We start from the raw sequence: 10,108 nt of genomic DNA, 5'->3' as shown, positions 1-10,108 counted from the left end.
GTGCTGGGCAAGCCCGTCGAGAAGATCCCGCGCGCGGGCATCAGGCAGATCGCCGAGGCCACCGGCAACTGGCCGATCCGCGGCTGGTTCACCGCGAACGGCCTCCCTGACGACATCGCGCGCCGCTGGCCATGGAACCGCCGCAGCGCCGTCAACTCGCTGGCCGAGAACGTCGACGGCATCCCCGAGGACGACGACCTCAACTACCCGCTGCTGGCCCTGTCGGTCCTGGAGCGGCACGGCCGCGCCTTCACCACCGACGACGTGGCCAAACTGTGGCTGGACGAACTGCCCGCGGGCCGGACGTTCACCGCGGAGCGGGTGGCGTACCGCAACCTGCTCGACGGGGTGGAGCCGCCGGGGACGGCGACGTACCGGAACCCGTTCCGTGAGTGGATCGGCGCCCTGATCAGGGCGGACGTCTACGGTTGGGTCAACCCGGGCGATCCCGCGACGGCGGCGGAGCACGCCTGGCGCGACGCCCGCCTCACGCACACCGCGAACGGGATCTACGGCGCGATGTTCGCGGCCGCGATGTGCGCCGCCTCGCTGGTCGCCACGTCGGCGGAGGAGGTCGTACGGGCGGGACTGTCCGTGGTCCCCGCCGGCTCGCGCCTGCACGAGGCGGTACGACTCGCCGCCGAGGACGCCGCCGGCGAGCGGGACTTCGAGCGGGTGATCGACCGCCTGCACGACCGCCACGGTGCCCTGCACTGGGTGCACACCATCAACAACGCCGCCCTCGTCGCCGCCACGCTGATCCACGGAAGGGGCGACTTCACCGCGACGATCGCCGGAGCGGTCGCCGGCGGCTGGGACACCGACTCCGCCGGAGCCACGGCCGGTTCTGTGGCCGGTGCGCTGAACGGCGGCGTGCCCGGCCCCTGGCGCCTGCGTGACAGCCTGGCCAGCAGCCTGACCGGGTTCGACGGGGTGAGCCTCGATGAGCTGGCCGGGCGGACACGGGAGATGATGGCAGTATGATCTCGGTTTTCGGCAGCGCCAACATGGACCTCGTCGCATACGTCTCCGAGGCACCCAAACGCGGCGAGACCGTCACCGGGCACCGGTTCCGCACCGTGCCCGGCGGCAAGGGCGCCAACCAGGCCATCGCCGCCGCGCGGGCCGGTGCGGACGTGGAGTTCCTCGGGGCCGTCGGGGATGACACGTTCGGGGCGGAGCTGCGCGCCACACTGTCGGAGGCCGGCGTGGACGTGCGCGGTCTGCGCCAGGTGCCGGGCGCCAGCGGCATCGCCCACATCGTGGTGGACGACGACGGCGGCAACTCGATCATCGTCGTCCCCGGCGCGAACGGCACCGTCACCGGCCCCTCCGGCGGCGACCTGGCCACGATCGCGGGCTCACGGGTGCTGCTGCTCCAACTCGAACTGCCCATGGCGGCGGTCGTGGCGGCGGCGCAGGCGGCCCAGGTCTCCGCCGTGCCGGTCATCCTCACCCCGGCGCCCGCCCAGCCCCTGCCGGACGAGCTGCTCGACGCGGTCACCATGATCGTGCCGAACGAACACGAGGCCGCCGCCATCACCGGAGTCACCGGTGCGGACGCCGCCCTCGACGCGCTGCTCGAACGGGTCGAGGAGGCCGTGATCACGCTGGGTTCGGAAGGAGCGCTGTACGGGTCCCGGGCCGGCGAGCGGCTGCGCGTCCCGGCGGTCAAGGTACGGGCGGTGGACACGACGGCGGCCGGCGACACGTTCGTGGGCGCGCTGGCCGTGGCCCGCGCCGAGGGGCTCGCCGTGGCCGGCGCCCTGCGCTTCGCCTCCGCGGCGGCGGCGCTGTCGGTACGCCGCGAGGGCGCCAGCACCTCGATGCCCACCCGCCGCGAGATCGAGGACTCCCTGAGCGACTGATCTCGCGGTTCGCGCGGCTCGGTCTCCCTGAGCGAACAAGCCCACAGCGGGGTCGGTTTCGCTGAGCGGCCAAGTTCGCGGCGGGTCGGTCTCACTGAGGGCATCAGCCCACGGTGGCGCGGGTCAGTCGGGTGACCAGTGGAGTCGGACCGGGGCGGCAAGGCGCTCGCCGGCCAGTAGGGCGGGCACCAGCGCCGCCAGGCCGGGCGGGAAGACCCGCTCCTGCGTCGCCGCCGGCTCCGCCGCGCTCCACCATCGGTTGCCGAGGCTGAAGTCCTCCACCTCGTAGTCCTCCAGCGCGGTGGGGGCCACGGTCGCGACCGGGACGCGGGCGAAGAAGTAGGTGTGCACCGTGTAGAAGTGGCGGCCCAGGTTGGACCAGGCGCCCTCGTTCACCGCCACGGGCGCGCCCAGCGCCGCGGGGCTCAACACATGACCGGTCTCCTCCAGCGTCTCCCGCGCCGCCGCCTCGGCCGGGGTCTCGCCCACCTCGATGCCACCGCCGGGCAGATGCCAGGCGGGCTCCTTCGGCCACGGGTCCGGCGGCACGAACCGGAACAACAGCACCCGGTCGTCCGGCCCGGCGAGGATGACGCGCGCGCGGTGGGGCGCAGAGCTCGGTTGATCATCGCCGAACGATAGCAACCCGGGTTAATGGGCAGGTGAGGGGCATGAGTAAGAGATCTGATGAACTTCCGGAGACGGTGGGAGGGATCGACGGCGAGAGCGACATCGTCGCCGAACGGTCCGGCTCCAGCTCCCCGAGGACCCGCCGTCCCATCCCGGCCGATCCACCGGACGAGCAGGACGTGCCCGCGGTGGAGGCGGAACTCGACGAGGACGAGGACGTCACCCGCCCGGACGCCGGCCCCACGGGCTGACCCGCACCGCGACGACGCCCGCCACGTGTCCCCGGACGGATCGGGGAGGCGAGGTGAGGCGGGGCGGTGTGCGGCAGGGCGCGGGTGGCCGCGGCCGAGCGTAGGTGGTGGCGCGGCAGGCGTCACTCGTCGGTCGGAGGCGCCTCGCAGCGCCGCTTGAGGCTCTCCGCCTCGATGCGGACGTAACGGCGCGTACGCCGGCCGGTCAGGAGGGTGAGGAGGGGAGCCAGCAGACCCGTCTGGGTGATGGAGAGCACGAGGGACACGCCGCCCCCGTCGCGCGGCGTGAGAGCGTGGCCGCCGGAGATCGTCACCCCGCCGGTGCTCGTCTCCCAGACGAAGGACGTGCCGGGGTGCAACTCGGTGACGACCCAGTCCAGCGCGGGGATGCCGGGCTGCTTGATGCGTACGCGGCTGCCGGCCCCGAGCGGACCCTCGTCGAGCCGGCGCAGGCTCGTCATGGTCGGCGTGAACTCCGGCCACCGCGTCACGTCCGTCATGGTCCGCCAGACCCGCTCGGCGGACGCGTCGATCGTCACTCCGGTCTCGAAACGCATGAGAGCCTCCGCCAAGAAAAACCCCGGCCTCGTACGGGCAAGGCCGGGTAGTGCCGGACCATTCACCTCATATGATCCACCACCGGATCACGTTCCAGCGTGGCCCGACACGCACGTCCGCGCGCTCACGTCCGCGCGCTCACGTCCGCGCGCTCACGTCCGCGCGCTCACGTCCGCGCGCTCACGTCCGCGTGGCGAACCCGGGCGCCAGGAGCGCGGCGCACTCGTCCCGATAGTCGAGCACACGCGCGCGCAGGGTCTTGGGATCGGCGAGGACCGCCCGGGAGACCGAGGGCACGACCGCATGGCGTACGGGCCAGAAGACGCGGGCCACGTCGGCGGGAGAGGCGCCCTGCGCGCCCAGCCCGGGAGCCAGGATGGGCCCGTTGAGGTCGTCCAGCGAGTGCTCCAGCTCCGGCAGCGTCGCGCCCATGACCACCCCGACGGGCCCGAACGGCGCGTGTCCCGCGTTCGCCGCGGCGACCCCGGCGAACACCTGGCCGGCCACGAGCCGCTGCAGCGGCGCCGCCTCCGGGTTGGAGGTGCGGCCCAGCACGAACACACCCGCGTCGTTGGCCACGGCCGACGTGATCGCCCCTACCAGCGACCCGAACCCCAGGTACGGGCTCAGCGTCACGGCGTCCACGGCCAGCGGGCTGCCCCGGTCGAGGTACGCCTCGGCATAGGCCGCCATCGTGCTGTCGATGTCGCCGCGCTTGGCGTCGAGCAGTACCAGCGTCCCGGCCTCGCGCAGGTCCGCGATGGTGCGTTCCAGCACGGCGATGCCGCGGCTGCCCCAGCGCTCGAAGAACGCCGACTGCGGCTTGACCACGGCGGCCACGTCGCTCACCGTGTCGACCACGGTGCGGCTGAAACGTTCGAGGCCGGCGGGGGAGTCGTCGAGCCCCCAGGCGTCCAGCAAGGCCGGGCTCGGATCGATGCCCACACAAAGCGGCCCGAACCGGTCGAGCCTGGCTCGAAGCCGTGTGCCGAACGAGTCGTTCATCTCAGGCCCCCTCACGACCCTGGCAGGCCGTCATCAGGAATGCTTCTCTGACGACACGATATGGGACTGGACGATATGGGACTGAAGGCCCCATGCTGAACCAGCAGTCTTCCACCGGTGGCCTCCTGGGTAGATCACCAGCATGTACGAGATCGCCCGCCGGGTGCTGATGCTGCGTACCGATCCGCCGCGTGAGGTGGTCGTCACGGTGGGCGTGCCCTATGAGGAGCCGTCCGGGGAGTGGTCGTGCCCCTACCGCATCGACGGGCTCGACGGGTGGGAGCACGAGCGGAAGGTCACGGGCCTCGACTCGCTGGAGGCGATGGAACGGGCCACGGTGATGGTGCGGGCCGCCCTGGCCGGCTCGCACGAGGCCAGGGAGGGCCTGCTGAGCTGGGACGCCGTCCCGTCCGGCGCACGCGCGCAGACGGTGTACGTCATGTGGGACGAAGACCGCGATATCGCATATATCGCGATGAAGCATGAAATCTTGGCCGGAGAGGCCGTACGGCAGGTCGTCGCGGAGGACGTCGTCCTCGACTACGACGACTCGGGCCGGCTCCTGGGCCTTGAGCTGATGAACGCCGGCACCCGGCTCCCAGCCGAACTGCGTCTCTGACGCGGATCGTGGGCAGCGCGATCAGCGACGGCCGGCGGCACGGAGTGCGTGGCGAGGGCTCACGGTGCCGCGACACAGGCGGCCGGCTCGGTGGCGAACCGGAAAGCGGACGAGACCAGATCGTCCGGACGGGCGGTGGGGGAGGCGGACGCGAGTACTCCGATGGTGACGTATAAGGCCGTACCGGGATAATCGGCACCGTGAGCACCTCCACTCTCCCGCGTATCGTGGCCACCGACCTTGACGGCACCCTCCTCACCTCCGACGGCACCGTGTCACCCCGTACCAGAAAGGCGCTCCAGGCGGCTCAGGCGGCCGGAGCCGAGATCGTCTTCGTCACCGCGCGGGCACCGCGCGGCGTGCGTGACATCGCCGAGCAGGCCGGCGTCACCGGCACCGCGATCTGCAGCAACGGCGCCATCGTCTACGACCTGGCCACCGATGAGATCACCGCCAGCGCGCCGCTCGACCGGGTGGCCGCCAGGCAGGTCGGGAGCGCCCTCGCCGCGGCCTTGCCGGGAGTCGGGCTGGCCGTCGAGACCGGCAGGGCGGTGCTGACCGAGCGCGGCTACACCCGCCGGGTCAGCCACGACCTGGCGTACTACCGGGAGGTCGGCTCCGTCTTCGACGAGGACGAGCCCATCGTCAAACTGCTCGCGCTGTCGTCGGCGCACACGGCGGACGAGATGGTCACCGCGGTGCTCGCGACGGTCGAGGGCCTGGCCGAGGTGACCCATTCGGGCGTGCCCGGCCTGCTGGAGATCAGCGCCCCGGGGGTGACGAAGGCCGGCACCCTCGCCCGGCTCTGCGGGGAGCGGGGTGTGACGGCGGGCGAGGTGGTGGCGTTCGGGGACATGCCCAACGATCTGGCCGTGCTCGCGTACGCGGGTGCCGGGTACGCCATGGCCAACGCGCATCACCTGGTGCTCGCGGCCATCGAACGGCGGACGTCGTCCAACGACGAGGACGGGGTGGCCGCGGTGCTCGAGGACCTCTACGGCTGAGACCCGTCTGCCCGCCCACCCCTCTACGGCTGAGACCGGTGTGCCCGCCCACCCCCGCGGGCGGGCACGCGGCACCTCACGCGTCGTCGTCCGAGACGCGCGACGCGCCGTCACAACGGCTCGGTGTCCTGGCGAGCACCGAGAAGACCCCGCCGCAGGTGGTGATCGGCAGCGACACGGGCTCCACGATCTCGTCGTTGAAGATGATCACGTCCCCGATGAGCGGGGCCGGGGGCTTTCCCTTGGCGTGCACCGCGGGCAGCGGCCCGCAGCCGGCGGCCCACGGAACCAGCACGGCCGTCATCGCGGCGCCCACGATCGCGAGGCGCTTGACCCCGATCACCGCGCACACCCCTGAGAAGGGGTCAGGCGGCGACCCGCTCGCCCTGCCGTTCGCCCTGCCGCTCGGAGGGCCGCTCGCTCTTCGTGCTCTCCTGGTGCGGGCGGTTGTTCTCCATGATGCGGTCGATCAGGGCCAGCGCGATCGCGGAGATCACGAAGGTCAGATGGATCAGTGTCTTCCAAAGGAGCTCCCTGTCGGTTATGGCCGGTCTGGCCGCGTTGATGAAGATCTGGAGGAGATGGATGGACGAGATGCCGATGATCGCCATGGCCAGCTTGACCTTGAGCACGTTGGCGTTGACGTGGGACAACCACTGAGGCTGGTCGGGGTGACCCTCGATGCGCAGCCGGGAGACGAACGTCTCGTAGCCGCCGACGATGACCATGATGAGCAGATTGGAGATCATCACGACGTCGACGAGGCCCAGGACGATCAGCATGATCGTGGTCTCCGCCGGCGAACTCCCGAACCCGAGATGGATCAGGTGGACCAGCTCCACCATGAAGCGCCACACGTAAACGAACTGCGCGACGATCAGTCCCAGGTAGAGAGGGACCTGGATCCATCGGCTGAGGAACATCACGTAGCCCACCCGCCCGAGCACCGACTGTCGCTGCCCGGGCGAGCCGGCTGTGGATATTTGCGTGAGCCGCACTAGGACGTGAGGAGATTGACGTGCTGGATCCAGGTCGTCGCATTGACGAGCGGCGCCTCACCCGCGCCGTTGAGGAGGTCGAGGAGGTCAGGTGGCGCGGAGGCGCCCGCCATGGCCATGGCGGCGAGGGCGAACAGGACTCGGAACTTCAACGTGACTCCTTGCTGATCTTTGCTGCTGATGTTTTCGCTCGGTGCTTTCGCGGCTGGTGTTCTACGTGCGGATGAACGAACGAGACGGGCGGCGCGGCGGACGTTCGCCGAGCCGCCCGTTGCCCGGGCCGGAGGTGTGGTCAGGGCGCGAGGCAGTGCACCAGGGGCACTTCGGCAGGCGTGCCGCCGGCCAGGTCGAGCATCGTGGTGGCCTCGGTCGCGGCGCCGACCAGACAGGTGCCGAAGACGACGGGGTCGACGACGGCGTGTGCGGCCGGCGCGCCGAACAGGGCCAGACCGCCGGCGACGATCGCGGCGACGATGATCCTGCGGGGGGTGATGCGCATGAAACCTCCTGGGTAAGGGTAAGGAATTCGCTACCCAGGGTAGTGGTTTGGTAACGCTGAGTCGATATCTCTTGGTGTTCTCTTGGTTAATTCGCGCGGTCCTGCGCGGCCATGACGTCCTCGGCGTGCTCGAAGGCCCATTCCCCGAAGGCGCCGATCGGGCCGAGCAGGGTGCGCCCCAGGTCGGTGAGCTCGTACTCGACGCGGCGCGGCGCCTCGGCGTAGGCGTGCCGGACCACGAGGCCGTTGAACTCCAGGCGGCGCAGCGTCTCGGTGAGCACCTTGGTGCTGATGCCGCCGATCTCCTCGCGGAGCCGGCCGGGACGGCGGGGGCCGTGCCGCAGCGACCAGATGACGACCGCGTTCCAGGTGTTGGCGATCAGGTCGAAGGCGAGTCTGGCCTGGCAGTCGGCGAGGAACACTGGGGCCCTCCGATAGGCACCGAACGGTGTGCGACGGAATTTCTACTGTCGTGCTCAACGGTAGAACCCCTTCACAGGAGGACGGACATGCGTATCGGGATCCTCGGCGCCGGCGGCATGGCGGACGCGCTGGGCACGCAGTGGGCCAGGGCGGGACACGAGGTGCTGATCAGCGGCAGGGACCTGGGCCGGAGCACCGGCCAGGCCGGGAAGATGAACGCGCGGGCGGGCCGGGCCGGCGTGCGGGCCGGGAGCTGGGCGGAGGCCGCCGCGTACGGGGACGTGGTGATGGCGGCGGTCAGAGCGGAGGGACTCGCCGGCGTGCTGCGGGCCTGCGGCGCGGAGCTGCGCGGCAAGCCCGTCATCGACGTCACCAACGCCGCCCCCGACGAGTACGACCCCACGAGACCGTTCGCCGGCCTGATCGGCGAGCTCACCGGCGCTCACGTGGTGAAGGCGTTCAACCTGTGCCACGTGGACGTGTGGCGGATGACGCCGCCGGTGTTCGACGGCAGGCCGCTCGCCGTGCCGCTGTGCGGTGACGACGCGGCGGCGCTCGAGGCCGTGCGGACACTGGTCACCGACCTCGGCTGCACACCCGTGGACGGCGGCGGACTGGGGCGGGCGATGCTGCTGGAGGCCACGGCGTCGTTCATGATCGGGCTGTGGTTCGGGGGCGCGGACGCCCAGGCCGTGCTGCCCCCGCTCGCCTCCTCGGGCGAGCACCGGCCGGGGTGACGGTCCTCCAGAAACGGCTCGTTCGGGGGCACGCGTACGACCGGTGGTGTAGCCGGGAGGACGACGGGCGGCGGATGCCGCGCCGGGCACCGCGGACCATCCTGGAGTCCTTCACCGAGGTCAGCAGGAGGATCCAGTGGTAACCCAGGTCGCCAAGGGGAGTGCGTACATGACCGCCTTCAAGGCCGTCACCGTGCTCAACACGTTGTCGGTGCTCGCTCAGGCCGTCACGGCCGGGCAGCTCATGAGCGGGGGAGACGCGAGCCTGCACGGGCTGGGGGCGGGCGCCGTGCACGGTCTGGGGTTGGTGCAGCTCATCGCGGCCGTGCTGCTGTGGCGGCCCGGGCGCGGTGCCGGCTGGCCGGTGCCGGTGAGCCTCGCGGTGCTGCTGCTCGGGTTCGTCCAGTCCATGCTCGGCGGCTCAGGCGCGATGGCCGCGCACGTGCCGGTCGGCATGACGCTCTTCGGCCTCAGCGTGTGGCTGCTGGCGTGGTCCTGGCGCCGCTGAGCCCTTACGCGGACGACCTGGCCAGATGGTCGGCACGGCGGATCGGGTCGGGCAGCCGGTAGCGCGGCGTCAGGCGCAGGACCTGGTCCGTGGCGGTGTCCAGGGCGATGCGGTGGCCCTGGGAGACGTACACCGGTTTGACGTCGCGCTGGGTGCGCAGCGCCCGGCCCACCGTGGCGCCCTCGTGGACGATCGGGGTCCAGGCGCCGCGTTCAGGTCCGGGCGTCTCGTGCGCGCCGACGAACGGCGTCTTGCCCACGCCCAGCGCGGGCAGGCCGGTCAGCACGCCGAGGTGGCAGGCCAGGCCGAACCCGCGCGGGTGGGCGAGGCCGTACCCGTCGCAGACCAGCAGGTCAGGGGTGACGGTGAGGCGTTCGAGCGCCTCGACGAGCGCGGGCAGCTCGCGGAAGGCGAACAGGCCCGGCACGTACGGGAACGCCGCCCGCCCGTGCGTCACCACCTCCTCCACCGGCTCCAGCGTGTCCCCGTCGAGCACCACCACGGCGGCGCTCAGCTCGTCGTCGCCGTAGTAGTGCACGTCCAGGCCGGCCACCACCGGGAAGTCGGCGGGTCCGGTCAGCTCGACGCGGCCGCGGAGACGGTCCTGGACGGCTCGCGCCTCGTCGGCGTTCGTGGGCCATGAATGAAGACGATCAACCTGCACCCGCCTACCGTATTACCCCCTTCTGTAAGGTCCGGCTGTATGAGCGAAGTCCTGGTGGTGGTCGGTCCCGGCGTCGTGGCGGACGGCGCGCTGCTCGAGCAGGTCGCCGCGCGCGAGTTCGCGGCGCTGGGCGTATACGGCTCGGTCGTCCACGCCCGTGACGCGGCTCACGTGCGCTCCCTGGCGACCGGCGTCACGGTCGTGCTCCCCGGGCCCACACCCGAGGTACGCGAACTGATCGGCCAGTCGCTCGACCCCGTGGTCTGGGTCGACCTACACCGCCGACCAGAGGACAACGTGGCCCCGCGGGGCCACGTTGTCCTCTGGTCGGCGGTGTAGGTCGA

General features: G+C 71.4%; 17 protein-coding genes. 8 read left to right on the top strand and 9 right to left on the bottom strand.

Annotated features, from left to right (window positions below; all coding sequences use genetic code 11):
* Positions 1-984 (top strand): ADP-ribosylglycohydrolase family protein (locus ITP53_RS50365; RefSeq protein ID WP_195902602.1); only part of this gene is annotated, 984 nt, incomplete at its 5' end.
* A complete protein-coding gene (rbsK, locus tag ITP53_RS50360; RefSeq protein ID WP_195902601.1) occupies positions 981-1,868 on the top strand; it encodes a ribokinase in 888 nt (295 codons plus the stop codon). The genes ITP53_RS50365 and rbsK, both read left to right, overlap by 4 nt.
* 123 nt (positions 1,869-1,991) lie before the next feature.
* On the opposite strand, the gene ITP53_RS50355 is transcribed toward rbsK, so the two are convergent.
* Positions 1,992-2,513, bottom strand: a complete 522-nt coding sequence (locus ITP53_RS50355; RefSeq protein WP_268961472.1) for an NUDIX hydrolase — start codon at positions 2,511-2,513, stop codon at positions 1,992-1,994.
* Between the two features lie 26 nt (positions 2,514-2,539).
* Here ITP53_RS50355 and ITP53_RS50350 point away from each other — a divergent pair, with 26 nt between their 5' ends.
* A complete protein-coding gene (locus tag ITP53_RS50350; protein WP_195902599.1) occupies positions 2,540-2,749 on the top strand; it encodes a hypothetical protein in 210 nt (69 codons plus the stop codon).
* Between the two features lie 122 nt (positions 2,750-2,871).
* Here ITP53_RS50350 and ITP53_RS50345 read toward each other — a convergent pair whose 3' ends face one another.
* Both ITP53_RS50345 and pyrF read right to left on the bottom strand, forming a co-directional pair.
* Positions 2,872-3,306: an SRPBCC family protein gene (locus ITP53_RS50345; protein WP_195902598.1), complete on the bottom strand. Its 435-nt coding sequence runs from the start codon at positions 3,304-3,306 to the stop codon at positions 2,872-2,874.
* Between the two features lie 181 nt (positions 3,307-3,487).
* Entirely contained in the window at positions 3,488-4,312 is an 825-nt protein-coding gene (gene pyrF, locus ITP53_RS50340; protein ID WP_195902597.1) for an orotidine-5'-phosphate decarboxylase, read from the bottom strand.
* 142 nt (positions 4,313-4,454) lie between these two features.
* On the opposite strand from pyrF, the gene ITP53_RS56640 reads away from it, so the two are divergent.
* Positions 4,455-4,931 (top strand): DUF2283 domain-containing protein, encoded by a 477-nt coding sequence (locus ITP53_RS56640; protein ID WP_207757574.1) that lies wholly within the window; start codon positions 4,455-4,457, stop codon positions 4,929-4,931.
* Between the two features lie 200 nt (positions 4,932-5,131).
* Positions 5,132-5,935 (top strand): HAD family hydrolase, encoded by an 804-nt coding sequence (locus tag ITP53_RS50330; protein ID WP_328818431.1) that lies wholly within the window; start codon positions 5,132-5,134, stop codon positions 5,933-5,935.
* 76 nt (positions 5,936-6,011) lie between these two features.
* On the opposite strand, the gene ITP53_RS50325 is transcribed toward ITP53_RS50330, so the two are convergent.
* The 5 genes from ITP53_RS50325 to ITP53_RS50305 form a co-directional block, all read right to left on the bottom strand.
* Positions 6,012-6,278 (bottom strand): hypothetical protein, encoded by a 267-nt coding sequence (locus tag ITP53_RS50325; protein WP_195902596.1) that lies wholly within the window; start codon positions 6,276-6,278, stop codon positions 6,012-6,014.
* A 22-nt stretch (positions 6,279-6,300) separates the two neighbouring features.
* Positions 6,301-6,882, bottom strand: a complete 582-nt coding sequence (locus tag ITP53_RS50320) for a TIGR00645 family protein (protein WP_328818427.1) — start codon at positions 6,880-6,882, stop codon at positions 6,301-6,303.
* 50 nt (positions 6,883-6,932) lie between these two features.
* Positions 6,933-7,085: a hypothetical protein gene (locus ITP53_RS50315; RefSeq protein WP_195902594.1), complete on the bottom strand. Its 153-nt coding sequence runs from the start codon at positions 7,083-7,085 to the stop codon at positions 6,933-6,935.
* Between the two features lie 140 nt (positions 7,086-7,225).
* Entirely contained in the window at positions 7,226-7,432 is a 207-nt protein-coding gene (locus tag ITP53_RS50310; protein ID WP_195902593.1) for a hypothetical protein, read from the bottom strand.
* Positions 7,433-7,518: 86 nt separating this feature from the next.
* The gene (locus ITP53_RS50305) at positions 7,519-7,854 is read right to left on the bottom strand and encodes a winged helix-turn-helix transcriptional regulator (protein ID WP_195902592.1); all 336 of its coding nucleotides are present in this window, start codon (positions 7,852-7,854) and stop codon (positions 7,519-7,521) included.
* An 87-nt stretch (positions 7,855-7,941) separates the two neighbouring features.
* Between ITP53_RS50305 and ITP53_RS50300 the strand changes: the two genes are divergently transcribed.
* Both ITP53_RS50300 and ITP53_RS50295 read left to right on the top strand, forming a co-directional pair.
* Positions 7,942-8,592: an NADPH-dependent F420 reductase gene (locus tag ITP53_RS50300; protein WP_195902591.1), complete on the top strand. Its 651-nt coding sequence runs from the start codon at positions 7,942-7,944 to the stop codon at positions 8,590-8,592.
* Between the two features lie 169 nt (positions 8,593-8,761).
* The gene (locus ITP53_RS50295; protein ID WP_195902590.1) at positions 8,762-9,100 is read left to right on the top strand and encodes a hypothetical protein; all 339 of its coding nucleotides are present in this window, start codon (positions 8,762-8,764) and stop codon (positions 9,098-9,100) included.
* A gap of 4 nt (positions 9,101-9,104) precedes the next feature.
* On the opposite strand, the gene ITP53_RS50290 is transcribed toward ITP53_RS50295, so the two are convergent.
* Complete coding sequence (locus ITP53_RS50290) at positions 9,105-9,764, bottom strand: endonuclease V (protein ID WP_195902589.1); 660 nt, start codon at positions 9,762-9,764, stop codon at positions 9,105-9,107.
* A gap of 39 nt (positions 9,765-9,803) precedes the next feature.
* On the opposite strand from ITP53_RS50290, the gene ITP53_RS50285 reads away from it, so the two are divergent.
* A complete protein-coding gene (locus ITP53_RS50285; protein WP_195902588.1) occupies positions 9,804-10,103 on the top strand; it encodes a hypothetical protein in 300 nt (99 codons plus the stop codon).
* Positions 10,104-10,108 lie beyond the last annotated feature (5 nt).

Origin of the sequence: Nonomuraea cypriaca (assembly GCF_015645445.1) — a bacterium.
Classification (GTDB): domain Bacteria; phylum Actinomycetota; class Actinomycetes; order Streptosporangiales; family Streptosporangiaceae; genus Nonomuraea; species Nonomuraea cypriaca.
This window is presented reverse-complemented; position numbering and strand designations above follow the sequence as displayed.

What these genes read in the sequence shown, in the direction of transcription:
- rbsK (WP_195902601.1), top strand. Translation starts at nt 981, where the DNA reads ATGATCTCGGTTTTCGGCAGCGCCAACATGGACCTCGTCGCATACGTC.
- ITP53_RS50350 (WP_195902599.1), top strand. Translation starts at nt 2,540, where the DNA reads ATGAGTAAGAGATCTGATGAACTTCCGGAGACGGTGGGAGGGATCGAC.
- ITP53_RS50345 (WP_195902598.1), bottom strand. Translation starts at nt 3,306, where the DNA reads ATGCGTTTCGAGACCGGAGTGACGATCGACGCGTCCGCCGAGCGGGTC.
- pyrF (WP_195902597.1), bottom strand. Translation starts at nt 4,312, where the DNA reads ATGAACGACTCGTTCGGCACACGGCTTCGAGCCAGGCTCGACCGGTTC.
- ITP53_RS56640 (WP_207757574.1), top strand. Translation starts at nt 4,455, where the DNA reads ATGTACGAGATCGCCCGCCGGGTGCTGATGCTGCGTACCGATCCGCCG.
- ITP53_RS50310 (WP_195902593.1), bottom strand. Translation starts at nt 7,432, where the DNA reads ATGCGCATCACCCCCCGCAGGATCATCGTCGCCGCGATCGTCGCCGGC.
- ITP53_RS50300 (WP_195902591.1), top strand. Translation starts at nt 7,942, where the DNA reads ATGCGTATCGGGATCCTCGGCGCCGGCGGCATGGCGGACGCGCTGGGC.
- ITP53_RS50295 (WP_195902590.1), top strand. Translation starts at nt 8,762, where the DNA reads ATGACCGCCTTCAAGGCCGTCACCGTGCTCAACACGTTGTCGGTGCTC.
- ITP53_RS50285 (WP_195902588.1), top strand. Translation starts at nt 9,804, where the DNA reads ATGAGCGAAGTCCTGGTGGTGGTCGGTCCCGGCGTCGTGGCGGACGGC.